Source organism: Streptacidiphilus melanogenes (assembly GCF_000787835.1).
GTDB lineage: Bacteria > Actinomycetota > Actinomycetes > Streptomycetales > Streptomycetaceae > Streptacidiphilus > Streptacidiphilus melanogenes.
Genome location: NZ_BBPP01000016.1, coordinates 93,704 through 118,064, shown reverse-complemented (window position 1 = coordinate 118,064; position 24,361 = coordinate 93,704). Strand labels below are relative to the sequence as shown.

The following is a 24,361-nucleotide window of genomic DNA, read 5'->3' as shown; positions in this document are numbered from 1 at the left end:
GGCTGGGGCGGCTCGACGGCCGCCCCACCGACAGGCGTTACGCCTCGCCGAGGGCGCCGATGCGGCCCAGCAGGTCGACGATGCGGGCCTGGACCTCGGGAGAGGTCGAGCGTTCGGCGAGGAAGAGGACCGTCTCCCCCGCGCGCAGGCCCGCGCGCTGCTCCGGGCCGTCCACCGAGGTGTAGACGACGAGCGGGGTGCGGTGCAGCCGGTTGTTGCTGCGGAGCCAGTCGACGATGCCCATGCGGCGGCGCCGGATCAGCATCAGGTCCATCACGACCAGGTTCGGCTGGACGCTGCTCGCCCGGGACACCGCGTCGTTCTCGGACGCGGCGTGCTCGACGTGCATGCCGCGTCGCTCCAGCGCCGCGGTGAAGGCCGACGCGACGTGCGGGTCCTGCTCGATCAGCAGGACGCGCGGGGCGTGGCGCTCACTGTCGCGCGGCGCGAGCGCCCGCAGCAGGACGGCCGGGTCCGCCCCGTAGGCGGCCTCCGGAGTGGCCTGGCCGAGGCCGGCCGTCACCAGCACCGGCACGTTCGCGTCGCCCGCGGCCGTGCGCAGCGACTGCAGCGCGGTGCGGGTGATCGGCTCGGTCAGCGGGTCGACGAAGAGTGCGGCCGGGAAGCCCGGCACCTGTGCGTCGAGCTCCTCGCGGGTACGGACCAGGATCGGCCGGTAGCCGCGTTCCTGGAGCGCCTGATGCGTCGACGGATCGGGCTCCGGCCAGACGAGCAGGCGGCGCGGTCGTCCGTCGGAGGCCGGGGCGACCATCGTGGGGTAGTCGGCCCCGGCGATGAACTCCAGCCGGCTCTCCGTCAGCGGACCCTCGGGGCCATGCTGCTGGGGCGGCCGACCGCCGTCGGACTCGGGATGCTGCACCGGGAGGTGCTGCTGCGCGGGGACGTTGGTCCCCTTCGGCGGCGTCTGCACGGCCTGGAGCGGAGACTGCGACAGGCTCATCACGCCGCCGCTCCCGCCGAAGGTGCCGCCGGAGGGCACCGGCGCGGCGGGCGGCAGCGGCAGTGCGCCGTGGCTGTGATGGCGGGCCCGGGACTGCTGCGGGACGGGCGCGTTCGTGCCCGCGCCGATCGCCCTGGTGCCCGAGGCGTTCCTGGCCTGGCCGTTCGCCTGGCCGCCGACCTGGCCGTTCGCGTCCGCGGGCGCGGGGCCGAGCTCGAAACGGCCGCCGAAGGGGGCGGGCGCGGGGGACATCTCGGCCGCGCCGTGCTGCTGCGGCGCCTGCACCGGGGGGACCGTCGGGTGGACCGGCTCCAGCGCGGCCGGGCCCGTCGCTGCGGCCTCCTGCTGCGCGGCGGGGTTCTCGTCGCCCGCCGCCGGGCCGAGCGCGAGACGGCGCCGACGGCCGTTGCCCGGGTTGGCGGGGCGTGGCGGTTCCGGCGCGACCATGCTGCCCGCGGGCGGCAGGGCGTTCTCCAGGCCGGGGTAGACCGGCCCGCCGATCAGCCCCGAGAAGTCGTCGGAGCGGTCCTGCTCGGACTGCGCCTGCGGACCGGGCTGGCCTCGGCGTCCGGCTCGTCGCCCGCGTCCCTCCTGGCCCGTCCGACCGTTCTGCTCGCCGTAACCGGCCGCCTGCTCGGAGCCGGAGCCGTACTGGGAGCCGGAGCCGTCCGGCCCCGGCAGGGCGGGCAGGTGCGACGCGCGCTGCTGCTCCGCGTCCTGATCCTCCTGGACCGCACGGGGCGGACGGACCACCTCGGGTGCGGGCAACCGGTTGCGGCGGCGCGAACGGTCCGTGCCTTCGGCAGGGGTGTTCGACGTCGTGTTCGACGTCGCGTTCGGCGGGACGTCCGCCGCGGGCTCCTCCGGGAGCTGCGGCGGGGCCTTGGGGAGGGCGTCCAGCGGCAGCTCGGGCAGCAGCGTCGTCGCGTTCTCGCCCGGAGCGGGCAGCGGGGCGAACTTCGCCGCGTTCGCCGGGTCCAGCGGCAGTTCCACGATGTAGACCCGGCCCTGACCGTCCGGCAGGTCGTGCGCCTGGAGCACCCCGCCGTGGCGCTCCACGATGCCGCGCGCGATCGGCTGGTGCACCGCCTCGGCGCCGGCGCCGGGGCCACGGAGCTCGATCCGGGCCACGTCGCCGCGCTGCGCCGCCGCCACGACCACGCCGCCGCTGCCTGTGCCGCGCGCCCCGTGCCGTCCGCCAGGACGGCGTCCGGACAGCCCGGAGGCGACGCCGACCGCCATGCCGAACAGCTCGCCGCCGCCGTTGGTCCCGCCGTCCCCGGTGATCGCGATCTCGGCCAGCAGGTGGCCGAGCGCCTTGGCGAGCCGGTCCGCGTCGCCGATCAGCTCGATGGACGCGGGGTGCACGGCGATGTCGACACGGCCCGCGCCCAAAAGCGCCGTCGCCATCGCGACGGCCTCGGAGAGGATCTTGTCGAGCTGGACCGGCTGCCGGTCCAGCCGCTCCTTGCCGGCCTCCACGGCGGCGTCGAAGCGCTGGTACGCCAGCACGCCGTCAACCAGCGCGGACGTGCGACGGCACTCGTCGGCCAGCCGCCGCAGCACCCAGTTCGCCTCCGGCCACAGCTGCCCGGCGGGGTCCCGGGCCAACTGCTCCAGGGTGTCGTTGAGGCGGTCGAGCGGCTTGCGCAGCTCCTGCTCCAGCACGGCGGTCAGGTGCTCGTGCCGGTTCGCGAGGGTCAGGTAGGCCGTGCGGTCGGTGAACGTCATCACCGCGCCGACCAGCTGGTCGCCGTCACGCACCGGTGCGGTCGACAGCTCGACGGTCACCGGCTTGCCGTCCTTGCGCCACAGCGTGGCGGAGCGGACCCGGTGGCGACGGCCGGACATGAGCGTGTCCGCGAGCGGTGACTCCTCCGGCGGCAGCGGCGAGCCGTCCGCGCGGGAGTGCATCACCAGCGGCAGCAGCGCCTGTCCGCCCAGCTCCCCGGCGCGGTGGCCGAGGATGTGCGCGGCGGCGGGGTTCACCAGGACCACCTGGCCGTCGGTGTCGACGCCCACCACGCCCTCGGCCGCGGCGCGCAGGATCATCTCGGTCTGCTTGTGCTGGCGGCGCAGCTCCGCCTCGACCTCCAGCCGGGCGCTGAGGTCGCGCACGACGATGAGCAGCAGCTCACGGTCGCTGGGGGAGGAGATGCCGGAGCCGCCCATGCTGTAGTACGAGCCGCTGTAGGAGCCCGAGGTGCTGCCCAGCGCGCCCGGGGAGAGCCGGCCGTCGTCCTCGAACTCGGCCGCCTGCACCTCGACGGGCAGCGACGACCCGTCCGTACGCACGGCGCTCATCCGCACGGGGGCGTCGTCGTCCTCGTCGGCGCCGTCGGCGTTCTTGCGCGGACGCATCGAGCCGGGGATCCGGCTCGGATCGAACTCGGGCAGGACGGAGAGCACGCCCCGGCCGACCAGCGACGTCCCCGGAGCCTGGAGGCTCCGCACCGCCGCGGCATTGGCGTCGACGATGGTGCCGTTGCTGTTCACCAGCACCAGGGCGTCCGGGAGGGCGTCGAGTATCGCTGCGAGGCGAGCAGTGCCTCGTGTCGGCGTGCTGCTCACGACGGGAGGGCCTCCTACTCGCTTCCTTGCTCCTTGCGGCTCCGTGCGGCTGGGGGCCGCATCGGCCAGCTAGCACTATCGCATTGTTTTTGCGATCCCGGCGACCCGCCTAGTAACGTGGTCTGGGGTTAGCCGCAGCCCCCCGGGTTGTGGCATCATCCCTGCAGACGGTTGTGATCGCCAGTCGGCGAGAGCAGACGCCTGAGGAGGCTTCGCCTAGTCCGGTCTATGGCGCCGCACTGCTAATGCGGTTTCGGGGTTATTCCTGATCGAGGGTTCAAATCCCTCAGCCTCCGCTCCACATCGGGGCCCTGATCTGTCACTCACAGGTCAGGGCCCCGTGGCGTTTCCCGGCCTCTGGCGGGTCGAGGCTCCCGCGTCCGCGCACGGCCGATCGTCGAGTCGGCTTCGAGGTCTGCACGGACTCCGCTCCCCGCCCTCACCGACCGTCCACGCCTGGCGTCCTCGGCCCCCGCTCCCCGGCACGCTCGTCGCCCATGCTCGCCGCGCGCGCCCCTGCTCGCCCCTGCCGACGATCTTCAAGCCCGCAGCCTCCGTGGCGACCGGCCTCCTCGGAGGGGCCTCCGCCTCCCCTGCTCTCCTCCTCGTATGACCGCAGGTGAGGGCTTCGCAGGGCGCTCGAATACCCGATTTCGCCTCTGGGCCCAGGTCGTGTAATGTTCTTCTCGTGAGGCCGCGAGGGGCGAACGAGAAGGAAGCCCGGAGCGAACCGAACAACAACTGAACAAGCGCTCGTAGCTCAACGGATAGAGCATTTGACTACGGATCAAAAGGTTGCAGGTTCGAATCCTGCCGAGCGCACCAGCCGAGAGGCCCCGACCGAATCGAACGGTCGGGGCCTCTCGCATGTTCGGCGCGCGGATGCTTCGGCCGTGCCGGTCGGAAGTGATCCGGGTTACACCGGCCGGTGTAACAAGATCAGCCGACGGGCGGTCATATCGGGAGACGGGGTACGAGCCCCGGAATTGGAGTCTCTCGATGAAGCCCAGTCTTCGTGGCGCGGTCGGTGCCGCCGGAGCCGCCCTGCTCGTCCTCGGCCTCGCGGGGCCGTCCGTTGCCGCTGGCCGGGGTGTGGCGGCGCGGTGGACGGCGGCGTTGCCCGGCAAGGACGCGACGCTGCTCGGCTCGGCGTCGCCCGATGCGCACACGGTCTGGGTGGTGGGCGCGAAGCTCGTCGACCGGGGACCGCAGCGCGTACCCGGCTTCTCTCCGGTCCTGTTCGCGCGGGACGACCGCGCGGGGCAGGCATGGAAGCAGATGCCGACCGCCGAGGGGGTGCCGGTGCGGATGAACGCCGTGGCCGCAGCCTCGGACCGGGACGGATGGATGGTGGGCGACAGCGGCAGCACGTCGACGGGCGCCCGCGCAGGCGGCGTCTACACCGAGCACTGGAACGGCAGGGCCTGGTCGGTCCAGCAGTTGGCGCTTCCGAAGGCCGTGCTGGGCGGCGGGCTGCTGAGTGTGTCCGCCGTCGGCGGGTCGAACGCCTGGGCCGCGGGGTGGGTCCAGGTCTCCGATCCCGCCAAGCCCGGGACGCGTCCCTCGTCGCACGACGAGGGGCTGGTCGCGCACTGGAACGGCAAGGCCTGGCAGCGGGTCGCGCTGCCCCGGATCGGGACGGCGTGGACGCTGAACTCGATCACGGCCGCCGGGGCCGACGACGTCTGGGCCGTGGGCACCGTCGCCCAGGGCGACAGCAACGTCCCTCTCGCCCTGCACTACGACGGCCGCAGTTGGACGGCCCAGCGGGGCTCCGTCTTCGGCGGGACCGTGAACGGCGCGAACGGCGACCTGACGGGGATCGCCGCGCACGGTCACGACGACGTGTGGGCCGTGGGCGCCTACCGCGTGCCGGGCGCCCGCGTCAGTCAGGCCCTGATCGAGCACTGGAACGGACACCGCTGGGTCCGCGTGGCCGCTCCGGCGGCCGCAGGCCCGCTGACCGGCGTCGCCGCGGCGCCGGGCGGCATGGTGGCCGTGGGCGGTTCCACCGACGCGGCCGGCGACGGTTACGGGCTGAGGGTGGGTGGTGGTCGCGCCGTCTCGCTCGGACTGCCCGCGAACACGGCCGCCGCCCGGTACGCGCCCTGGGCGGTGGGCCTGTACGGCGGGCTGATCACCGTCGTCGGGGCGGTGGACCGTCCCGGTCAGTCGTTGCCGCAGCCGATGGTGCTGACGGGCCGCGGCTGAGCCGTCCCGACGCCAGGGCGGTCGGGCAGGTCGGCAGGCGTCCGGCCGGGGGTTGAATGCTGATCCGATGGGATGAAGAACTGATCGACGGCGATTCAGTTCCCCCTCCGCTGGCCAGCGTTGAGGGTCATGGAGAAACGTTCTTTCCGGGCACCCCGATGGCTCGGGCGTAGCGGTGCCCTCACCTCGGTGCTGGCGTTCCTGGTGACGGCGCTCGGCGCCGCGTTCGCCCCCGCCGCAGAGGCGGCGAGCGTACGGGCGGTGTATCCGACGGCGGCCGAGCAGCGGCACTGCCACGGGAGCGGGACCAGGCTCGTGGTCTGCGTCGACCAGAGCGCGCAGCGGCTGTGGGTGGTGCGGGGCAGGTCGGTGATCTTCGGGCCGGTCACGGTGCGGACGGGACGGCGCGGGCAACTGACGCGGACCGGGACCTTCCGCATCTACTGGCGCCATCAGCACCACTGGTCGAGCCTGTACAACGCGCCCATGCCGTACGCCCAGTTCTTCAGCGGCGGCGAGGCGCTGCACGGGGTCTACGGGAACCTCGGCCGAGGTCCCGGCTCGCACGGCTGCGTCAATCTGACCGTCCACGACGCGGCACGGCTGTGGCCGCTGACGCGAACGGGCACCGTGGTCGAGGTGTGGGGGCACAAGCCCGGCTCGTGAGAGTCCTGCACAGAAGCGGCCCGGCCGGTGTCGTAGGGGTGGTACCGGGAGCGATCACCCGGCCGGGGATGTGAGGATGGTGCCCATGAGTGACAACGTTTTCTTCGACATCACCATCGACGACCAGCCGGCCGGCCGGATCGTCTTCCACCTGTTCGACGAGACCGTCCCGAAGACGGCCCGCAACTTCCGTGAGCTCGCCACCGGCGAGCAGGGCTTCGGCTACGAGGGTTCGCACTTCCACCGCGTGATCCCGGAGTTCATGCTGCAGGGCGGTGACTTCACCCGCGGCAACGGCACCGGCGGCAAGTCCATCTACGGCGAGAAGTTCGAGGACGAGAACTTCACGCTGAAGCACACCAAGCCGGGCCTGCTGTCGATGGCCAACGCCGGCCGCAACACCAACGGCTCGCAGTTCTTCATCACCACCATCGTCACCGACTGGCTCGACGGCAAGCACGTCGTCTTCGGCGAGGTCGTCGAGGGCATGGACGTCGTCAAGAAGATCGAGTCCCTGGGCTCGCGCACCGGCGCCACCAGCGCCAAGATCAGCATCGCCAAGTCCGGCACGGTCTGATCCGACGCCGCCTGAGCGGATGGGGCGCCCGGCCCGTTGTGGCCGGGCGCCCCACGTGCGTCCGGAGCCGGTCAGGCGCGGGCCAGCAGGTCCAGGACGTGCCAGTGCTTCGGGCCGCTGACCGCGTTGCCCTCGCGTTCCTCCTCGCGCACGGCCAGGACCTCCAAGCCGTCGAGGAGGGCGCGGGCCTCGGCCGCGGAGTGGGTGGTGAGCTCGGGATCGCCCGCCCAGGTGTCGCGGGGCCCGAAGAGGTTCACCGCGAGGATCGCGCCCGGCCGCAGCGCGTCGCGGATCAGGGACCAGGTGCGGGCGAAGACCTCCCGCCGCTGGAACGGCAGGGCGTAGCCCGCATAGATCAGGCCCGCGTCCGGCAGCCGGTCGAGGGCGGCGAAGGACTGCTCCACGACGGTCAGGCGGTCCCGCCGTGCGGGCCGGACGGCGGCCTCGATCCGCAGGTGCGCTCCCGGAGCGCCGTCGAGCGCGAGGACCCGCCAGCCCGCGTCGAGCAGCGCGGCGGTCTCGCGCCCTGCACCCGCGCCGAGGTCGACGGCCAGGTCGACGGCCGGGCCGTCGTGCGGATCGCCCGCGGTGGCGATCGCCTCCAGGCAGAGCGGACGGACCGGGCTGTCGGCGGTGGCCCGGTAGAAAGGCTCCCAGTCTTCGATCACGTCGTTCATTCTGCGCGAAGCGCCGGCTCGTCGGAGTGCTCGCCGGGATTGTCAGTGCCGGGTGCCAAGCTCGGGCCATGGAGAGTGGGAGCGAGGACCGGAGCGGCACCCGGGCCTTCTGGCGGTTGATCGAGCAGGCCCGCGCCGTCGCCGGGGTGGAGGACAGCGGCGCTGTCGCGGCGACGGCCTCGGCGCTGCTCGCGCGGTGCCGGGCGGGGGAGATCGTCGCGGCGCAGCGGGCGCTGTGGGCACTGATGGAGGAGTCGTACCGCAGTCCGCTGTGGGCCGCCGCTTACATGATCAACGGCGGTTGCTCGGACGACGGGTTCGACTACTTCCGCGGGTGGTTGATCCTGCAGGGGCAGCAGGTGTTCGAGCGCGTGATCGTCGATCCGGACGCGCTGGCCGAGCTCGCCCCGGTCCGCGAGGCCGCCGCGCACGGGTGGGAGCTGGAGGGTGAGGAGGCGCTGGCCATCGCCTGGGACGCCCACCGGCGCGCCACGGGCGGCGAGCAGCTGCCCGCAGGGTGCTTCAGCGTCCGCTACCCGGAGCTGGACCAGGCCTGGAACTTCGACTTCGACGACATGGGCGAGATGCGGCGCAGGCTGCCGCGCCTGGCGGCGCTGTACGCGGGGGAGCCCGCCGTCTGAGTCGGTCCCCCGGATCGCGGCGTCCGTGCCTTGCCCCGGCGTGAACACCGGGGCAAGGCACGCGGGGTGACCGGAGGTCAGTGCGAGGCCGCCACCAGGTCGGGCAGGAGCAGCGCCGCGTTCGGGGTGCCGAGGCCCGTGACGGGGTCCCAGCCGGTGGACGCGGGGTAGCCCGGGACGGACGGGTCGGCGGTGTTGTTGCCGATGGTGATGTCGTTGAAGTCCGCCGCGTACTGTGCCGGGTTCGCCGCCACCTTGTAGAGCGCGGGGTTGATCGGGCCGAGGCCGCCGCCGTTGAGCTGGTCGGCGATGGCGACGAGGCCGGCCCACTGCGGGCAGGCGAGCGACGTGCCGCCGACGTCGTACCAGCCGGTGCTGCAGGCCGTGCTGCCGCAGGAGAGGCCGCTGTCGCCGTCCGGCGGCAGGGAGATGTAGACCAGCATGCCGGTACCGGCGCTGGCCTGGAGGGAGACGTCCGGCACGCCGCGCATCGCGCCGATCGCGGAGCTGCCGGCGGGCAGGGTCCCCTGGTAGGACGGGCGGGCGAAGACGGAGCTGTAGCCGCCGCCCCCGTCGGTCCAGCCGATCTCGGCCTGGCCCGGGTGGGCCTGGCAGGTGGCCGGGTTGCTGCTGCTGTCCGCGGTCCGGGCGCTGTTCGTGCCCGCGTTCGCGTCCGTGCAGAGGTAGGTGCCGCCGACGCCGGTGACCAACGGGTCGGAGGCGGGCCACTCGACGCCCGGGTCCGGCAGGGTGGTGCCGCCCTTCTTCACCGGGGTCTTGGTCGTGATCGCCGAGCCGTTGTCGCCGGAGGAGCCGAGGACCGTGACGCCGTTGTTCGAGGCGTCCTGGAAGGCGTAGCGCAGGTTCTGCAGGGCCGCGGTGCTGGAGAACGCGCCCTCGCCGGAGGCGAAGGACTGCGAGATGACGTTGGCCAGGTGGTGCTGGACCACGTAGTCCTCGGCCGCCATCATCTGCGGGAAGCCCTGGACGCCGAGGGTCTCCGCGGTGGTCGTGGTGACCAGCAGGATGTTCGCCCCCGGCGCGACCGCGTGCGCGGTCTCGACGTCGAGGGAGACCTCCAGCGCCCAGGCGGCCTTGTCCTCCTGGCCGGTGCCCTTGCTGGTGGGCGGCGGCGCCACGGTGGCGGGCGCGCCCTGCAGGTGCAGCTCGCTGAAGGAGGGCATGCCGGGCGTGCAGGTGACCGCCTCCTCGCCGCACATGGGTGCGACTCCGAAGGCCTGGTCGAAGACGTGGAGGTCGTGGGCCATGGTGTCGCTGCCGTAGGAGTCCACGATCGCGATGGTCATGCCCCTGCCGTCGTCCCCGGCCGTGTAGAGCGGGCCGAGGTCGTAAGCGGCCTGCACGGACTGCGGGGTGAAGCAGCGTCTGCCGACGGAGCCGCACTGGTCCTGGGTGGGCGGGGTGTTGGCGGTGCTCAGCTGCGTGTACTCCGCGACGGTCGGTCTGACCTGCGGGTAGGCCGCTGCTGTGGTGCTCGTCACCGCACTCGCGCCGAGCGCGGCGCCGGGTGCGGCGAGGGTGAGGCCGCTCACGACTGCGGCAAGCAGTCGGCGGCGCACCGATGGAACCATAGAGAGCCCTCCGGAGGGTGTGAGGGGATCAGGTTCGTGCGGGCCCACGCTAGAGGCGGACGGTCGTCCGCACTACGCCTCGGACACGACCGAGACCGGAGCGCAACCTGTTGACCCCTCGGGCCGTGGTGCCAAAGGTCCGCCCTGGCCCGCCCGGTGGCCCGCCCCGGCCCGCCTACGACCTGAGTCCGAGTCGAGGTCATCCCGGAGGTGGTTTTTGCGCGGACGAGTGTGCGCTACATTTAGTTGCTGGGAGCAAGCAACTAAGTGGGGAGGCGGGGGGCGTCGTGGCACGGACGAACCAGGCCGAGCAGTCCGACCCGGTCGCGGCGGAGCTCGGTGAGGAGCTGGTCCGCTTCTTCCGGTTCATGCAGGCGCGCAAGCAGCGCTCACGCGACGAGCACGGCGGCGGAGACCGCGTGCTGCTCGCCGTTCTGGTCCGCTGCGGGCCGAGGCGCGCGACGGATCTCGCCGTCGACGCGCATCTGGACCTGTCGACGGTGAGCCGTCAGGTCCGCTCGCTCGTCGAGCGTGGCCTGGTGGAGCGCACGCCCGACCCCGAGGACCGGCGCGGCGTGCTGCTCTCGGTCTCGCCGAGCGGCCTGGCCGCCTTCGAGGCCTTCCGGGAGCAACGCAACCGGGAGCTCAGCGCCCTCCTGGAGAACTGGACCGGGGCGGACCGCCAACAGCTGGTCCGTCTCCTGTCCCGCCTGAACGACGAATTCGCCCGGCACCACACCGCCGAGCAGGGAGCAGCCAAGTGAGCAGCAGCAACAGCCACGGAGGGGCGGCCACCGCCGCCGCGCCGGGCATACCCGACGCCGCGGCCAGAGCCGGACTGAGCCACCGCCAGATCCTGACGATCCTGTCGGGCCTGATGATGGGCATGTTCCTGGCCTCGCTCGACCAGACCATCGTCTCCACCGCGATCCGGACCATCGCCGACGACCTGCACGGTCTGAGCCAGCAGGCGTGGACCACGACGGCGTACCTGATCACCTCGACGATCGCCACGCCGCTGTACGGCAAGCTCTCCGACATCTACGGCCGCAAGCCGTTCTTCCTCGCGGCGATCAGCATCTTCGTCGTCGGCTCGATCGCCTGCACCTTCTCCACCTCGATGATCGAGCTGGCCGGGTTCCGGGCGTTCCAGGGTGTGGGCGCCGGTGGTCTGATGTCCCTGGCGCTGGCGATCATCGGCGACATCGTGCCGCCGCGCGAACGCGCCCGCTACCAGGGCTACATCCTCTCCGTCTTCGCCACCTCCAGCGTGCTCGGCCCGCTGGTCGGCGGCTTCCTGGCCGGTCAGACCACGATTCTCGGCATCTCCGGCTGGCGCTGGGTCTTCCTGGTCAACGTGCCGATCGGCATGATCGCGCTGGTCGTCGTCGCCAAGGTGCTGAACGTCCCGCACGTCCGCCGCGAGCAGCGGATCGACTGGTGGGGCGCGGTGACCATCGCCGTCGGCGTGGTGCCGCTGCTGCTGGTGGCCGAGCAGGGCCAGGGCTGGGGCTGGACCTCCGCGCGTTCGTTGAGCTGCTACGCGATCGGCGCCGTCGGCATCGTCGTCTGGCTGCTGGTCGAGCGCCGCATGGGCGACGCCGCGCTGATCCCGATGCGGCTCTTCTCCAACAAGGTCTTCAGCCAGACCAGTCTGCTGTCCGTGCTCGTCGGCATGGCGATGTTCGGCGGGATGATGATGATCCCGCAGTACCTGCAGATCGTGAAGGGCGCGAGCCCGACCAAGTCCGGTCTGATGATGCTGCCGCTGATGCTCGGCATGATGGTCACGTCGATCGTCGTCGGCCGGCTGATCGCCCGGACCGGGCACTACAAGATCTACCCGGTGGTCGGCACTGCCGTCATGGTCGGCTCCATGCTCCTCTTCCACTTCCGGGTGGAGTGGAACACCCCGCTGCCGGAGACCATGGGCTACATGGCCGTCTTCGGCGTCGGCCTGGGCCTGACCATGCAGACGCTGACGCTGGCCGTGCAGAACGCGGTCCCGCCGCAGGACATGGGCGTGGCCACCGCCTCGGCGACCTTCTTCCGCCAGCTCGGTGCGACGGCCGGTACCGCGATCTTCCTCTCGGTGCTGTTCAGCACGGTGAAGGACAACGTCGCCAAGGCCTTCACCTCGGCCCAGCACACCCCGGCGTTCCAGCAGGCCTATGCGCAGCACCCGCACGCGCTGTCCGGCGCGAACTCCTCGTCGGTGCTGAGCGACTCCTCCTTCATCCAGAAGCTCCCGGACGCCCTGGCCGCGCCCTTCAAGGTCGGCTTCGCCGACTCGATGCACCTGGTCTTCCTGATCGCCTCCGGCGTCGCGGTGGTGGCCTTCCTGCTCGCCGTGATCATCAAGGAGGTCCCGCTGCGCAAGGTCTCCGGAATCCAGGCCCGGGCGGCGGAGGAAGCGGACAAGTCGGCGTAACTCGTATCACCCCCATGGGTGATACGGTGACCCGCCATGAAGGGTTTCCGGAAGTTTCTGCTCCGCGGCAATGTGGTCGACCTGGCCGTGGGTGTCGTCATCGGTGCGGCGTTCACCGGCGTGGTGCAGGGGTTCGTCAAGGACTTCCTGACGCCGCTGATCGGCCTCTTCGGCGGCAAGAACAACGACCTTGCCGCGAAGTCCTGGCACCACTTCCAGTACGGCGACTTCATCAACGTGGCGTTGAGCTTCCTGATCACCGCAGCGGTCGTCTACTTCCTCGTCGTGCTGCCGGTCACCAAGCTGACGACCCGCTTCTCGACGAAGGCGGACGTGGACGCGCCGAAGAAGGACTGCCCGGAGTGCCTGAGCTCCATCCCGGCGGCCGCCAGCCGCTGCGCGTTCTGCACCGCGCAGCTGCCGGTGCAGTACGCCACCATCCCGAGGCAGTGACCGTCACACGTTGACGACCAGTGCGGGCCGACGAGGATCGTCGGCCCGCACGGTCATGTCGGCGGACTCCTCGGGGCGGATCTCCGCCTGGTAGCGGGCGAAGGCGGACAGGGTCCACCGCTCGGCCTCCGGTGTGCGGCGCTCCAGCGCGGCCGGGGTCAGCCGCAGGTGGACCGCCAGGTCGAGCGGGAACCAGCGGCCCAGCAGCAGAGGGCCGTCGAGGACCAGCACCCCGCCGGGGGCCAGCGGGACGCGCTCCGCGCGCGTGGCGCGGTCGGTGACCGGATCCCAGAGCGTCGGCAGGACCAGGCCCGAGCCTCCGGGCTCCAGCGGGTCGAAGACCTCACGGAAGAGGGCACCCGCGTCCAGCCAGCGGTCCAGGTAGGCGTCCGGGTCGTGGTGACCGTACTCGAAGCGCAGCGACGCGGGCCGCAGGAAGTCCCGTGCGCGGATCCGCTGGACGGGCCGCCCGCGCAGCCGCAGCGGCTCGACGAGCGCGTCCGCGAGGTCGCCGGGACGGGCGGCGTCCGCGCCGTCCACGGCGACCCTGGTCCAGGTCCGGCCCTCCTCGGAGCCGGCTGTCGCCAGCGCGGCGATCCGCTCCGCGAGCTCCTCGGCGAGCGACTCCGGAGTGAGCGGCCGGACCTGCGGCATCAGGCGGAGGCCGCGGTCAGCGCGTCCAGCTCGGCCTGCGTCAGCGTGAGCTCGGGGAAGGCGACCAGGTCGGCCAGCTGCTCGACGGTGCGGGCGGAGGCGATCGGCGCAGCGATGGTGGGCTGCGCGGCGAGCCACGCCAAGGCGACGGTGGCGACCGCGACGCCGTGCGCCTCGGCGGTCGCGTCCAGCGCGGCGAGGACCTGCCGGCCCCGCTCGCTGGCGGCGTGCTTCTCGGCGCCGCTCGCGCGCACGCTGTCGACCTTCTGGCCACCGGCGCGGTACTTGCCCGTCAGGAAGCCTGCGGCCAGGGCGTAGTAGGGAACCCCGGAGAGCCCGTACTCGGACGCGACGTCCGCCAGTTCGCCCTCGTACGTGTCGCGCGACATCAGGTTGTAGTGCGGCTGCAGTGCGACGTACTCGGCCAGGCCCTCACGGCGGGCGAACTGCATGGAGGCGCGCAGCCGGGCCGGAGAGATGTTGGACGCGGCGATCTGGCGGACCTTGCCCGCCCGGACCAGGGCGTCCAGCGCGGTCATGATCTCCTCGACCGGCGTGGACTCGTCGTCGAAGTGCGTGTAGAGCAGGTCGATCCGGTCCGTGCCGAGACGCTTCAGCGAGGCCTCCGCGGCGGCGGTGATGTTGTCGGCCCGCAGGCCCTGGAACTGCGGGTGTGCCCCGAGCTTGGTGGCGATGACGACGTCGTCGCGGTTGTCCCGGGCGGCCGTCCAGGCGCCGATGATCGTCTCGGACTCGCCGCCGGTGTGACCGGGGACCCAGGCCGAGTAGACGTCGGCGGTGTCGACGAAGTTGCCGCCGGCGGCGGTGTAGGCGTCGAGGACGGCGAAGGACTGATCGCGGTCGGCGGACCAGCCGAAGACGTTGCCGCCGAGGTTGAGCGGGAAGACGGAGAGGTCGGAGCTGCCGAGCTGCACACGTGCGGAGGAGGTCATGCCGTGCTCAACGACATGCGAGTGAGGACGTGTTCCCCGACACGCCGCACGACTTCTCCACGCGAAATCCGGGGTTTCTGTCACAGAGCTGCGACATTCGGGGGTCCAGCTTCCGGTCGTCATTGGCTAGAGTCAGGGCACATGTCGAACTACCAGAACTACCAGCCCTCGAACGAGGACACCTCGGCGAGCACGCAGATGTTCCGCGCCTTCGTCGACGAGCCCGTGGTCCAGCCGGCGACCGCGCCCAGCGAGACGCGCCGCACCGGCGTCATCGCCGCCGCGGTGATCATCGGCCTGGTGGTCGTGATCGGCGTCGTCTACCTCGCGTTCAAGTAAGCACCGTTCCCGTCAGCACACAGGCGTTCGTACCGGCTCAGCCGAGGGTCGCCGCCCGGGTCTCCAGGTGCATGCCGAGTGGGACGCGCCACGCGTCCAGGCAGATGGTCCAGCTCTCGTCGGCGCTCGCGTGCCCGGCGACGGGCGCGGCCAGCGGCTGGCTCGTCCGGTAGGTCCACCAGTCGACGCCGAGTGCGCCGATGACGTGTGTGGCGAAGGTCACCGTGCCGCCGGTGGCGGCGCGGTCGCCGCTGTTGGCGAGCGTGAGCGTGACCTTCTGGCACCAGCGCTGAGCGGTGTCGGCGGTCTGCAGCGCCGTGACCGCGAGACTGGCGGGCGTCTGCGGCGGCGGTGTGCCCGTACCGCCGGTGGCTCCGCCGCCGGTGCTTCCCCCGGTCCCTCCGTGGCCGCCGCCCTGGGCCGGAGGGCTGCTCGGCGTGCCGCCGCTGCCCGCGCCCGTACCTGAGCCCGTACCTGTGCCGCCGCCACCGCCTGTGCCGCCGCCCGCCCCCGGGGTCCCGGGCGTTGAGGCCGGGGCGCCGGGCGTGCCCGAGGTGTCCGCCCCGCCCTTCGTGCCGGTCGCGTCCGCCGGGCCGGGCGCCGACGAAGCGCGCGTCGACGTGTGCGGGTCGAGCGGGACGAAGACCACGCCACCCTGGGAGGGCGTCGTCGCGGCCGGCGCGGGAGCGTCGTCGAGCGCGACCGAGCTTCCGCGGTCCGCTCCGCAACCCGCGAGGGCCAGCACCGTGGCACCGAGCAACCCGCCGATCACCAGCCCCTTCGTGGTACGCGCCATCGCCGACCGCCTCCCCGCCCCGTCTCCGGAGACGCCAGTTTACTGACGGGTCATCAGGTCAGGAAGACACCCTTCGGCGCGGCCTCGGCGGGTGCCTACACTGGCGAACGATTGCACGAAGAAACGTTCGTCCCGACCCGAGGGAGCCGATGTGACCCAGCAGGACCGCGTCGTCGACACCGGCACCGACCGCGCCCCCGGGCGCAGCCTCGGGCTGCAGTGCGCCGTGAACGCTCGTGACCTGGGCGGATACCGCACCGCAGACGGTCGGACGGTCCGCTTGGGCGTCGCGCTGCGCGGTGACGCGCTGCACCGGGCCACGGACGAGGACCTCGCCGTCCTTGAGGGCCTGGGCCTGCGCCACGTGATCGACCTGCGCGGCACGAACGAGGTCGTCGAGAACGGCGCGGACCGGCTCCCCGCCGGCGTCGAGCTGGAGGCCCAGCCCGTCTTCGCCACCGACCACGACATCTACGCCTCGCTCCGCGACACGCTCGCCGCGCAGGACGGCGACGCCCAGCGCGACCTGCTCGGCGACGGCGGCGCACAGCGGATGATGGTCTCGATGTACGGGTGGTTCGTCACCGACCCCGAGATCCGCGGGCGCTTCGCCGCGACGGTCAAGGCGCTGGCCCGCCCCGAGAACCTGCCGCTCTTCTTCCACTGCACGGCCGGCAAGGACCGCACGGGCTGGACGGCGGCGATCGTCCTCACCGCCCTCGGTGTGGACCGCGAGACGGTCTACGCGGACTACCTGCTCACCAACGAGCGCACGGACGGGCTGATCGCCCGCATCCTCGACCACCTCGGCACCCAGGGCGTCATGCGCGAGCCCGAGCTGATGCGCCCCGTCATGCACGCGGACCGCGCCTACCTCGACGCCTCCTTCGCCGCGGTGGAGGCCGGCTGGCCCAGCTTCGACGCGTTCCTGCGCGAGGGGCTGGGACTTGCACAGGGGGACCTCGAGGCGCTGAGGAAGAACCTTCTGGACTGACGTTCACCCCAGGGGCGCTGGGCCCGCGCCCCTGGGGTGAGCACCTATCCCTCGGCGATCAGGCCTTCGCGGAGGGTGGCCAGGGTGCGCGTCAGGAGGCGGGAGACGTGCATCTGGGAGATGCCGATCTCCTCGCCGATCTGTGACTGCGTCATGTTCCCGAAGAACCGCAGCATGATGATCCGCCGTTCGCGTGCGGGCAGCCGCGCGAGCAGGGGCTTCAGGGCCTCGCGGTACTCGACGCCCTCCATCGCCGCGTCCTCGTAGCCGAGGCGCTCCGCGAGGGGGCCGTCGCCGTCCTCCTCGGAGGGCGTGCTGTCGAGCGAGGACGCCGTGTAGGCGTTGCCGACGGCGAGGCCCTCGACGACCTCCTCCTCGCTGACGCCGAGGCACTCGGCGAGCTCGGGGACGGTCGGGCTGCGGTCCAGCCGCTGGCTGAGGTCGTCGCCGGCCTTGGTGAGGGCCAGGCGCAGCTCCTGCAGGCGGCGCGGAACGCGCACCGACCAGCTGGTGTCGCGGAAGAAACGCTTGATCTCGCCGATGATCGTCGGCATCGCGAAGGTGGGGAACTCCACGCCGCGGTCGTGGTCGAACCGGTCGATGGCCTTGATCAGGCCGATCGTGCCGACCTGGACGATGTCCTCCATCGGTTCGTTGCGGCTGCGGAAGCGCGCGGCCGCGTAGCGGACCAGCGGCAGGTTGAGTTCGATCAACGTGTTCCGCACGTACGCGTAGTCGGGGTGCTCCGATGTGAGCTCCGCGAACCGCAGGAAGAGCGACCGGGAGAGGGTGCGGGTGTCGAGCCCGTCCTCTGCCGGAGCGGCCGCCGGAACGACCGCCTGAGCGGTCGCCCGCTGGGCGGGAAGGACCACGGCGCCGTGGACAAGAGCGTCGTCTGCGCCGTGCGCCTCATGGACGAGTGCCTCGGACACGCTGCAACCCCCTTCAACTCAGCCATCGATGAGTCGACATGCCGACGACTCCGTACCTCCACTGGGATACCGGCACAGCATCCCCGGCAAACCACGAGAGGGCCAGATGTCACGCGGCGGCAACGTGCTGTCAGGAGCGATTTCCCAGGTTGATCAGTAGGACTATTACGGCATATGACGGACACTCGACTACGCAGAGCGATCGGCGTGAGGCGAGGGGGCGTGCGCCTGAGGAGGCCTCAGTTCTCCCAGTGGTTGCCGCTTCGCAACCGGGCGAAGATCCGTGCGAGCAGGCGTGACACGTGCATCTGGGACATGCCGAGCTCGGTGGAGATCTGCGACTGGGTGAGGTTGCCGAAAAAGCGCAGCATCACAATCTGTCGCTCCCGGTCCGGCAGCTGCACGAGCAGGTGACGGACCATGTCCCGATGCTCCACATGGGTGAGGGCGGCGTCCTCGTAGCCGAGCCGGTCGAGCAGGGCGAGGCCGCCGTCGTGCTCCTGCTGGGCCTCCAGTGAGGTGGCGTTGTAGGCGCGGCCGGCGTCGAGGCAGGCGCGCACATCCTCCTCGGGGATGCGCAGCGACGCGGCGATCTCGGGCACCTTGGGCTGGCGTCCGTGGGTGACCGTCAGCTCCTCCATCGCGCTGCTGACCTGGACCCACAGCTCCTGGAGTCGACGCGGGACGTGCATGGTGCGGACGTTGTCGCGGAAGTAGCGCTTGATCTCGCCGAGGATGGTGGGCAGGGCGTAGGTGGGGAACTGGACGCCGCGACTGAGGTCGAACCGGTCGATGGCGTTGATCAGCCCGATGGTGCCGACCTGGACGACGTCCTCCATCGGCTCGCTGCGGCCGCGGAAGCGCGCCGCCGCGTAGCGGACCAGCGGCAGGTTGACCTCGATCAGGGCGGCGCGCACGCGCTCGTGCTCCGGGGAGCCTGAGGGCAGTTCGGCCATGCGCTCGAAGAGCACGCGGGTCAGCGCACGCACGTCGACCCGCGACTCCGCGATCGCGGAGGAGAGCGGCTCGGCGGGGGGCGTCGTCTCGCCTGCCCCGCCGGGGGCCTCTCCCGGTGCCTGCATCGCCACGCCGCCCCTCGTGATCCCTTGTGATATCCAGCGAAAGCCAGTCCCATATCTGGCAAAACTGGTCATAGCATCACAAGTCGGTCCGGAGGCGAGCAAGCACCGGCCTTACGCGTGTTGGTGGAATCCGCTGCTCCGGATCGTCTCCGGTTGCGCGGACGCCGACGGTGTGTCAGACCTCGAAGTCGGCGATGACCCAGGTGGCGAACTCGCGCCAGAGCCCGGCGGCGGCCACGTGGTCGGGGTGGGTCAGGTAGGCCTGGAGCGCCTCGCGGTCCTCGACCAGGCTGTTGATCGCGAAGTCGTAGGCGATGTCGCGCTCGGTGACGTTCCAGCCGATCTGCCACTCGCGCAGCTGCGGCACGGTCGTGCCGACCTTCTCGAACGCGGCGACGGCGGCGGGAACGCGCGGGTCGTCCTTGGTCACACCGTCGTTCAGCTTGAACAGGACCAGGTGGCGGATCATGAGCGGCACTCCTTGGCGGGTCGAGTGCCCCGAGGGTACTTCACCTGCGGCATCACTTGATCAGGCTGCTCATGAACGTGCCCACGGCCTTCGCCGCGTGGGAGATCCCGGTGAAGCCCACCTGCACCAGATCGGCCGCCCGGACCGGAGAGGTGATGATCGTGTACAGCACGAAGATCACGACGGCCCAGGTGATGATCTTCCTGGCCTGCCCCATCTCTCGTGCACCTCCCCGTGCCGTCGCCCCTGACACTCATTCACCCGTGCGGACTCTCACCCGTACGGGCGAAGCCTAACCCGCTCCCCCGGGCGGATGTGAGCAGTGCGTCAAGCCGAAGGGACCAAGGTCCCCGCACATCAGGCCCAACGCCGCCTGCGGGTGGCGGCGCCCGGCGGCAGAGTGGAAGACGTACCGAGCAGGTCTGGCAGGGACCTCCAGGTACGTGGACCGGACTTCCCGCTGTGGGATCGACGGCTCGTCCCTTCCCGGACGCGTCCTCGATCGGGAACTCCGCAGGGGAGCGGCAGCGAACCCCCGTCGCTGCTCCCCTTCCGTGCGAAGTCCTGCTCCCGGCGCCATGGCAGGGTGGTCGGCGCCGGGAGCGGGGCTTTCGCGACCGAGGACCGCCGCGGGCCTGGGAGAATGGGGACGTGCCCGCCGATCTCTCCCTCGTGTCCGACTGCGGCAGCTGCTTCGGGCTGTGCTGCGTCGCCCTCCCCTTCTCCAAGTCCGCGGACTTCGCGAAGAACAAGGCCGCCGGAACGCCATGCGCGAACCTCGCCGAGGACTTCCGGTGCGGAATCCACGCGCGGCTGCGGGAATCCGGGTACGCCGGCTGCACGGTCTTCGACTGCTTCGGGGCCGGGCAGAAGGTCTCCCAGCTGACCTTCGGCGGCGTCGACTGGCGACGCGAGCCCGCCTCCGCGCCGGCGATGTTCGCGGCGTTCTCCGTGATGCGGCAGCTGCACGAGCTGCTCCGGTACCTGAACGAGGCCGCCGACCTCCCGGCCGCCGCGCCGGTGGCCCCGCGTCTGCGCAGCGCGTTCGCGGACGTCGAGGGCATGACGCGCGAGGACGCCGACGCGCTGGCCGCGCTGGACGTGGCAGCGGTCCGCGCCGGGGTGAGCGAGCTGCTCCTGGAGGCGAGCGAGCTGGTCCGTGCCGGGCTGCCCGGACGCCGGCGGAACCACCGCGGCGCCGACCTGGTCGGCGCGAAGCTGCGCCGGGCCGACCTGCGCGGGGCGAACCTGCGCGGCGCCTACCTGATCGGCGCGGACCTGCGCGACGCGGACCTGCGCGGGGCGGACGTGATCGGCGCGGATCTGCGCGGGGCGGATCTGCGCGGCGCGGACCTCACCGGTGCGCTGTTCCTCACCCAACCCCAGCTGAACGCCGCCCGCGGCGACGCGGCGACGCGCCTGCCCGGGACGCTGGCCCGGCCGGGCCACTGGACCGGCTGAGCCGGTCCGGAGAATCCGCGCGTCGCCGGTGTCGATTCCGCCCGACCCCGCTCGTATAGAGGGTGAGAGAGGGCGACACCGCACGAGGAGGCGACACCATGAAGAAGCAGTACCTGCTCAGCATGTACCAGCCGCAGGGCCCGATCCCGGACGCCGAGTTCCTGGCGAAGGTGATGGCCGAGCTGGGCGCGATCCGCAGCGAGCTCCAGTCCACCGGGGACTGGGTCTTCGGCCAGGGCCTGCACGATCCGGGCACGGCGACGGTGCTGCGGCCCAAGGACGGCGAGGTGCTGGTCACCGACGGGCCGTTCACCGAAGGCAAGGAGTACCTCGGCGGGTTCAGCATCATCAAGGCCGTCGATCTGGACGCGGCGCTGGCCTGGGGCAACCGCTACGCACAGGCGACGGGCCTGCCGATCGAGGTGCGCCCGTTCCAGGGCGAGGTCGAGGACTGAACCCCGTGCCGCAGGGTGCCGGCTCGGTTCCTCCAGAGGAGATCACCCGGATCTTCCGGGCGGAGTACGGGCGGGCCGTGGCCGTCCTGGTCCGCGCGCTCGGCGACATCGACCTCGCCGAGGACGCGGTCCAGGAGGCCTTCACCGTCGCCGCCGAGCGCTGGCCCGCGGCCGGGCTGCCGCCCAGCCCGGTCGGCTGGATCATCACCACGGCCCGGAACAAGGCAGTCGACCGCGCCCGCCGCGAGGCCACCCGGGACGCGCGCCAGGCGGAGGCGCTGCTGCTGCACGCGCCCCAGGGGAGCGACGGCCAGGATCGGGAGGAGGGTCCCGTGCACGACGACCGGCTGCGTCTGATCTTCACCTGCTGCCACCCGGCCCTTGCCGAGCCCGCCCAGGTCGCCCTCACGCTCCGGCTGCTCGGCGGCCTCACCACGGCCGAGATCGCCCGCGCGTTCCTGGTGAGCGAGCCCACGATGGCGCAGCGCCTCGTCCGGGCGAAGGGCAAGATCCGCGACGCCCGCATCCCCTACCGGCTCCCGGAGGAGGCCGACCTGCCCGACCGCCTGCGCCCGGTCCTCGCGGTCATCTACCTGATCTTCAACGAGGGCTACCTCTCGTCGGAGGGCGCAGGCCGAACCGACGGCGCGGAGGACGCGGCGGGCGGCCGGAGCGCGCGGAGCGCGAGCGGCGTCGGCGCGTGGGGAGCCCCGGACAGCGCCTGGGGCGCGGGGGCGGCGGACGGCGTGCCGGGCGCGGGAGGAGCGGACGGCGTCGAGGCCGCGACGAGCGGGCAAGGCGCGAGGGGTGTCGATGCCGCGGACAGCTCGGACAACGCGCGGGTCCCAGCGGACAGGGCGGGAACGGCGGATACGGCGGCCTCCGACGGCGCCACGGGTCCGCGGAGCGCGGGCGGCGGCGACCCGGCGCGGGAGGAGCTGTGCGGGGAGGCGATCCGGCTCGGGCGGCTGCTGGTCGCGTTGATGCCGGACGAGCCCGAGGCGATGGGGCTGCTGGCGCTCATGCTGCTGATCCGGTCGCGGCGGCCCGCCCGCTTCGGGCCGGACGGCGAGCTCGTGCTGCTCGCCGAGCAGGACCGGGGTCTCTGGGACGCGGGCCTGATCGCGGAGGGCCAGGCGCTGGTGCGTCGTTGTCTGCGGCGGGACCGGCCCGGGCCGTACCAGATCCAGGCCGCCATCAACGCCGTGCACAGCGACGCGCGGACCGCCGAGGCGACGGACTGGGGGCAGATCCTGCGCCTGTACGACCAGCACCTCGCCGTCGCGCCCACCCCCGTGGTCGCCCTGCACCGGGCCGTCGCCCTCGCCCAGGTGGCCGGTCCGGCGGCGGCGCTGGCGGAGGTCGACGGCCTGGCCGAGCGGTTGGACGGCTACCACCTCCTGCACGCGCTCCGCGCGGACCTGTTGATCCGCCTCAGCCGCCCCGCAGAGGCCGCGCAGGCCCTGGAACACGCCCTCGCCCGTACCCGCAACCCCGCCGAACGCGACCAGCTGCAGCGTCGACTGCGACGGCTCTGACCTGCCACTCTTCCGAAAGGATCGGGGACGCCCCCAACGAAACGGCACGGCTGTTCGTGTTACTCGGTGAGGGCTTCGGGAGGGGCATGTGACCGAGTGGTCGGATCAGCTCGCACAACTGGTGCGAGCACGCGGCGCGGAGCTGAGCCGGTACGGCTACCTGCTCTGCGGCGACATGACAGAGGGCGCGGACCTGTTCCAGGAAGCGCTGGTCCGCGTCTTCGCGCGGCCGCGCCGCTCCTGGTCGCTCGGGGAGGTCGAGGGCTACGTGCGCCGCACCATGCTCAACGACTTCCTCGACCAGCGTCGCCGCAGCCAACGCTTCGCCCGCCTGCTGCCCCGCCTCTCCTCGCCTGAGGCCGCGCCCGACCACAGCGGGGGCGTGCTGCGCCGCCACGACGTGGTCGAGGCACTGGGGACGCTGTCGCCGCGTCAGCGCGCCTGCGTGGTGCTGCGGTACTACGAGGACCTGCCGGTGGCCGGCGTGGCCGAGCGCATCGGACTGAGCCAGGGCGCGGTCAAGCGGTACCTCAGCGAGGCGCTGGCCCGCATGTCCGCGGTCGTGGACCCGCCGTGGCGGGAGACGGAAGAGGCCTCGCCGGGGCAGCGAGTCGGCGTGGGCCGTTCGACGGGAAAGGAGAACGCGCGGTGACCGCGCAGCAGACGTCGCAGACGCCGGAGGCGGACCGGCCCGAGCTGTCCTCCGCGCTCCACAGCGCCGCCGAGCAGGCGGTCACGCCGCCGGTCGACCTCGACCGCCTCGTCGGACGGGTGCGCCGCAAGCGCCGTACCCGGGCCGGTCTCGTCGGCGGCCTCGCCCTCGCCGTGCTGGCCACGGGCGGCGTCGCGGTCCCGCGCCTGCTCGCCGCCACACCGGACCCGGCCGACCACGGCCACCATCAGCAGCAGAAGCCGACGGCCAGGGACGTCGACGCGAACCGCATGATCGCCTCGCTCGAAGGCCTGCTGCCGCACGCGGCGAAGGCGAGCGGGGCGTACGCCTGGGGACTGAGCGGCAGGCCCACCCCTGGCGCGCCCTCCACCGGCGGGGCGTCCGCGCAGGTCCATCTGGTCTACGACGACGGCCACGGCCCCGCCTGGATCGAGCTGACCGTGGAGCGCTGGGACACCCCCGGCAGCGGCGGCATGCCGACGGCCTGCGTGGACAACCAGTTCGAGCAGTGTCGGGCCACGAACCTGCCGCAGGGCGCGCGGGTCAGGGTGCTGCAGTCCTCCGACGGGAACCCGGCCAACCCCTCCCGGTACTGGACCGCGATGTTGGATCTCCCGTGGGGAGGGGAGGTCGTCGCCAGCGAGTCCAACAAGGCCGACTTCTACGGGGGCGCGCCGACCCGGCACGATCCGCCGCTGACCATGGCTCAACTGCAGGCGCTGGTGACCGCGCCGGTATGGCAGCCGATCGTCGCGGCGGTGCCGAAGCCGGCCAAGGGCACGCTCGCCAAGCCGAGCGTGCCGGGGGTCCTGGCCGCGCTGCTCCCCGCGGGCTTCAGCAGGACGCCCATCGCGCGGGCCGACGACGTGACCATGGGTGTCGCGACCGTGCTGACCGACCGGCGGGGCATGGGCATCGTCTTCGCCGCGGTCGAGGGGGACGGCGATTCGACCGCCGACGCCCTGAGGATGTTCCGCGGCGCGTATCCGCACGCGGTCGAGCTGCCGGACGGCGACTGGCTGGCCACCGTGCAGAAGCCCGGCAAGGGCGGCCCCGGCACGGTGCAGAACTGGGCCGTGTACCTGCACGGCGTGCTGCAGGTGCGGATCGTCGCGCTCAACAGCGCGGGCCCGACGGGGCCGCGATCCCGGCCGGAGCCGGTGCTGACGCTCGATCAGTGCGCGGCCATCGCCCGGAGCACGCAGTGGCGCGAGATGTCCTGACCGTCCCTCCCG

At 72.3% G+C, this 24,361-nt stretch carries 24 protein-coding genes and 2 tRNA genes; 16 read left to right on the top strand and 10 right to left on the bottom strand.

Annotated elements, in window-relative coordinates; all coding sequences use genetic code 11:
• Positions 1-37 precede the first annotated feature (37 nt).
• Positions 38-3,532: a PAS domain-containing protein gene (locus tag TR49_RS19205; protein WP_152627345.1), complete on the bottom strand. Its 3,495-nt coding sequence runs from the start codon at positions 3,530-3,532 to the stop codon at positions 38-40.
• 205 nt (positions 3,533-3,737) lie between these two features.
• On the opposite strand from TR49_RS19205, the gene TR49_RS19200 reads away from it, so the two are divergent.
• From TR49_RS19200 to TR49_RS19180, 5 genes are all read left to right on the top strand, one after another.
• Positions 3,738-3,828, top strand: a tRNA-Ser gene (locus TR49_RS19200).
• Positions 3,829-4,281: 453 nt separating this feature from the next.
• Positions 4,282-4,357, top strand: a tRNA-Arg gene (locus TR49_RS19195).
• Positions 4,358-4,531: 174 nt separating this feature from the next.
• On the top strand, positions 4,532-5,743 hold the full coding sequence (locus tag TR49_RS19190) for a hypothetical protein (RefSeq protein WP_042383135.1): 1,212 nt from the start codon (positions 4,532-4,534) through the stop codon (positions 5,741-5,743).
• Positions 5,744-5,872: 129 nt separating this feature from the next.
• Complete coding sequence (locus TR49_RS19185; protein WP_084725039.1) at positions 5,873-6,409, top strand: L,D-transpeptidase; 537 nt, start codon at positions 5,873-5,875, stop codon at positions 6,407-6,409.
• 85 nt (positions 6,410-6,494) lie between these two features.
• Positions 6,495-6,986 (top strand): peptidylprolyl isomerase, encoded by a 492-nt coding sequence (locus TR49_RS19180; protein ID WP_042383134.1) that lies wholly within the window; start codon positions 6,495-6,497, stop codon positions 6,984-6,986.
• A 71-nt stretch (positions 6,987-7,057) separates the two neighbouring features.
• On the opposite strand, the gene TR49_RS19175 is transcribed toward TR49_RS19180, so the two are convergent.
• A complete protein-coding gene (locus tag TR49_RS19175) occupies positions 7,058-7,654 on the bottom strand; it encodes a class I SAM-dependent methyltransferase (protein WP_201776205.1) in 597 nt (198 codons plus the stop codon).
• Between the two features lie 77 nt (positions 7,655-7,731).
• Between TR49_RS19175 and TR49_RS19170 the strand changes: the two genes are divergently transcribed.
• Complete coding sequence (locus tag TR49_RS19170) at positions 7,732-8,304, top strand: DUF4240 domain-containing protein (protein ID WP_042383132.1); 573 nt, start codon at positions 7,732-7,734, stop codon at positions 8,302-8,304.
• A gap of 77 nt (positions 8,305-8,381) precedes the next feature.
• Here TR49_RS19170 and TR49_RS19165 read toward each other — a convergent pair whose 3' ends face one another.
• Complete coding sequence (locus TR49_RS19165) at positions 8,382-9,884, bottom strand: S53 family peptidase (RefSeq protein WP_152627344.1); 1,503 nt, start codon at positions 9,882-9,884, stop codon at positions 8,382-8,384.
• A 299-nt stretch (positions 9,885-10,183) separates the two neighbouring features.
• Here TR49_RS19165 and TR49_RS19160 point away from each other — a divergent pair, with 299 nt between their 5' ends.
• The 3 genes from TR49_RS19160 to mscL are packed head-to-tail and all read left to right on the top strand — an operon-like array spanning position 10,184 to position 12,780.
• A complete protein-coding gene (locus tag TR49_RS19160) occupies positions 10,184-10,660 on the top strand; it encodes a MarR family winged helix-turn-helix transcriptional regulator (protein ID WP_042383130.1) in 477 nt (158 codons plus the stop codon).
• Positions 10,657-12,327 carry an MDR family MFS transporter gene (locus tag TR49_RS19155; protein WP_042383215.1) on the top strand — a complete coding sequence of 557 codons (1,671 nt, stop codon included), beginning with the start codon at positions 10,657-10,659 and terminating at the stop codon, positions 12,325-12,327. The genes TR49_RS19160 and TR49_RS19155 overlap by 4 nt, the downstream gene beginning before the upstream one ends.
• Positions 12,328-12,363: 36 nt before the next feature.
• Positions 12,364-12,780: a large conductance mechanosensitive channel protein MscL gene (gene mscL / locus TR49_RS19150; protein ID WP_042383129.1), complete on the top strand. Its 417-nt coding sequence runs from the start codon at positions 12,364-12,366 to the stop codon at positions 12,778-12,780.
• A 3-nt stretch (positions 12,781-12,783) separates the two neighbouring features.
• On the opposite strand, the gene TR49_RS19145 is transcribed toward mscL, so the two are convergent.
• Both TR49_RS19145 and TR49_RS19140 read right to left on the bottom strand, forming a co-directional pair.
• Complete coding sequence (locus tag TR49_RS19145; protein WP_042383128.1) at positions 12,784-13,434, bottom strand: nucleoside/nucleotide kinase family protein; 651 nt, start codon at positions 13,432-13,434, stop codon at positions 12,784-12,786.
• Positions 13,434-14,387, bottom strand: coding sequence for an aldo/keto reductase (locus TR49_RS19140; protein WP_042383127.1), 954 nt, complete (start codon positions 14,385-14,387; stop codon positions 13,434-13,436). The genes TR49_RS19145 and TR49_RS19140 overlap by 1 nt, the downstream gene beginning before the upstream one ends.
• A gap of 141 nt (positions 14,388-14,528) precedes the next feature.
• Here TR49_RS19140 and TR49_RS19135 point away from each other — a divergent pair, with 141 nt between their 5' ends.
• Positions 14,529-14,726, top strand: coding sequence for a hypothetical protein (locus tag TR49_RS19135; protein ID WP_042383126.1), 198 nt, complete (start codon positions 14,529-14,531; stop codon positions 14,724-14,726).
• 37 nt (positions 14,727-14,763) lie between these two features.
• On the opposite strand, the gene TR49_RS19130 is transcribed toward TR49_RS19135, so the two are convergent.
• Positions 14,764-15,522 (bottom strand): hypothetical protein, encoded by a 759-nt coding sequence (locus TR49_RS19130; RefSeq protein ID WP_052434432.1) that lies wholly within the window; start codon positions 15,520-15,522, stop codon positions 14,764-14,766.
• A 151-nt stretch (positions 15,523-15,673) separates the two neighbouring features.
• Between TR49_RS19130 and TR49_RS19125 the strand changes: the two genes are divergently transcribed.
• Entirely contained in the window at positions 15,674-16,516 is an 843-nt protein-coding gene (locus tag TR49_RS19125) for a tyrosine-protein phosphatase (RefSeq protein ID WP_052434431.1), read from the top strand.
• Between the two features lie 44 nt (positions 16,517-16,560).
• On the opposite strand, the gene TR49_RS19120 is transcribed toward TR49_RS19125, so the two are convergent.
• From TR49_RS19120 to TR49_RS44555, 4 genes are all read right to left on the bottom strand, one after another.
• Positions 16,561-17,388, bottom strand: a complete 828-nt coding sequence (locus tag TR49_RS19120) for an RNA polymerase sigma factor SigF (protein WP_042383212.1) — start codon at positions 17,386-17,388, stop codon at positions 16,561-16,563.
• 299 nt (positions 17,389-17,687) lie between these two features.
• Positions 17,688-18,530, bottom strand: coding sequence for an RNA polymerase sigma factor SigF (locus TR49_RS19115; protein ID WP_063770130.1), 843 nt, complete (start codon positions 18,528-18,530; stop codon positions 17,688-17,690).
• A 175-nt stretch (positions 18,531-18,705) separates the two neighbouring features.
• Complete coding sequence (locus TR49_RS19110) at positions 18,706-18,999, bottom strand: Dabb family protein (protein WP_042383124.1); 294 nt, start codon at positions 18,997-18,999, stop codon at positions 18,706-18,708.
• A 52-nt stretch (positions 19,000-19,051) separates the two neighbouring features.
• The gene (locus tag TR49_RS44555; protein WP_169789995.1) at positions 19,052-19,216 is read right to left on the bottom strand and encodes a hypothetical protein; all 165 of its coding nucleotides are present in this window, start codon (positions 19,214-19,216) and stop codon (positions 19,052-19,054) included.
• A 434-nt stretch (positions 19,217-19,650) separates the two neighbouring features.
• On the opposite strand from TR49_RS44555, the gene TR49_RS19105 reads away from it, so the two are divergent.
• The 5 genes from TR49_RS19105 to TR49_RS19080 all read left to right on the top strand — a co-directional run bounded on the left by TR49_RS19105 (position 19,651) and on the right by TR49_RS19080 (position 24,349).
• Complete coding sequence (locus TR49_RS19105) at positions 19,651-20,460, top strand: pentapeptide repeat-containing protein (RefSeq protein WP_042383123.1); 810 nt, start codon at positions 19,651-19,653, stop codon at positions 20,458-20,460.
• Between the two features lie 98 nt (positions 20,461-20,558).
• Positions 20,559-20,915 (top strand): YciI family protein, encoded by a 357-nt coding sequence (locus tag TR49_RS19100; RefSeq protein ID WP_042383122.1) that lies wholly within the window; start codon positions 20,559-20,561, stop codon positions 20,913-20,915.
• Between the two features lie 5 nt (positions 20,916-20,920).
• Positions 20,921-22,453 (top strand): RNA polymerase sigma factor, encoded by a 1,533-nt coding sequence (locus TR49_RS45680; protein ID WP_236653431.1) that lies wholly within the window; start codon positions 20,921-20,923, stop codon positions 22,451-22,453.
• Positions 22,454-22,541: 88 nt separating this feature from the next.
• A complete protein-coding gene (locus tag TR49_RS19085; protein ID WP_042383121.1) occupies positions 22,542-23,105 on the top strand; it encodes a sigma-70 family RNA polymerase sigma factor in 564 nt (187 codons plus the stop codon).
• The gene (locus TR49_RS19080) at positions 23,102-24,349 is read left to right on the top strand and encodes a hypothetical protein (RefSeq protein ID WP_042383120.1); all 1,248 of its coding nucleotides are present in this window, start codon (positions 23,102-23,104) and stop codon (positions 24,347-24,349) included. Before TR49_RS19085 ends, TR49_RS19080 begins: the two co-directional genes overlap by 4 nt.
• Positions 24,350-24,361: the final 12 nt, after the last annotated feature.

What these genes read in the sequence shown, in the direction of transcription:
- TR49_RS19190 (WP_042383135.1), top strand. Translation starts at nt 4,532, where the DNA reads ATGAAGCCCAGTCTTCGTGGCGCGGTCGGTGCCGCCGGAGCCGCCCTG.
- TR49_RS19185 (WP_084725039.1), top strand. Translation starts at nt 5,873, where the DNA reads ATGGAGAAACGTTCTTTCCGGGCACCCCGATGGCTCGGGCGTAGCGGT.
- TR49_RS19180 (WP_042383134.1), top strand. Translation starts at nt 6,495, where the DNA reads ATGAGTGACAACGTTTTCTTCGACATCACCATCGACGACCAGCCGGCC.
- TR49_RS19170 (WP_042383132.1), top strand. Translation starts at nt 7,732, where the DNA reads ATGGAGAGTGGGAGCGAGGACCGGAGCGGCACCCGGGCCTTCTGGCGG.
- mscL (WP_042383129.1), top strand. Translation starts at nt 12,364, where the DNA reads ATGAAGGGTTTCCGGAAGTTTCTGCTCCGCGGCAATGTGGTCGACCTG.
- TR49_RS19145 (WP_042383128.1), bottom strand. Translation starts at nt 13,434, where the DNA reads ATGCCGCAGGTCCGGCCGCTCACTCCGGAGTCGCTCGCCGAGGAGCTC.
- TR49_RS19140 (WP_042383127.1), bottom strand. Translation starts at nt 14,387, where the DNA reads ATGACCTCCTCCGCACGTGTGCAGCTCGGCAGCTCCGACCTCTCCGTC.
- TR49_RS19135 (WP_042383126.1), top strand. Translation starts at nt 14,529, where the DNA reads ATGTCGAACTACCAGAACTACCAGCCCTCGAACGAGGACACCTCGGCG.
- TR49_RS19130 (WP_052434432.1), bottom strand. Translation starts at nt 15,522, where the DNA reads ATGGCGCGTACCACGAAGGGGCTGGTGATCGGCGGGTTGCTCGGTGCC.
- TR49_RS19115 (WP_063770130.1), bottom strand. Translation starts at nt 18,530, where the DNA reads ATGCAGGCACCGGGAGAGGCCCCCGGCGGGGCAGGCGAGACGACGCCC.
- TR49_RS19110 (WP_042383124.1), bottom strand. Translation starts at nt 18,999, where the DNA reads ATGATCCGCCACCTGGTCCTGTTCAAGCTGAACGACGGTGTGACCAAG.
- TR49_RS44555 (WP_169789995.1), bottom strand. Translation starts at nt 19,216, where the DNA reads ATGGGGCAGGCCAGGAAGATCATCACCTGGGCCGTCGTGATCTTCGTG.
- TR49_RS19100 (WP_042383122.1), top strand. Translation starts at nt 20,559, where the DNA reads ATGAAGAAGCAGTACCTGCTCAGCATGTACCAGCCGCAGGGCCCGATC.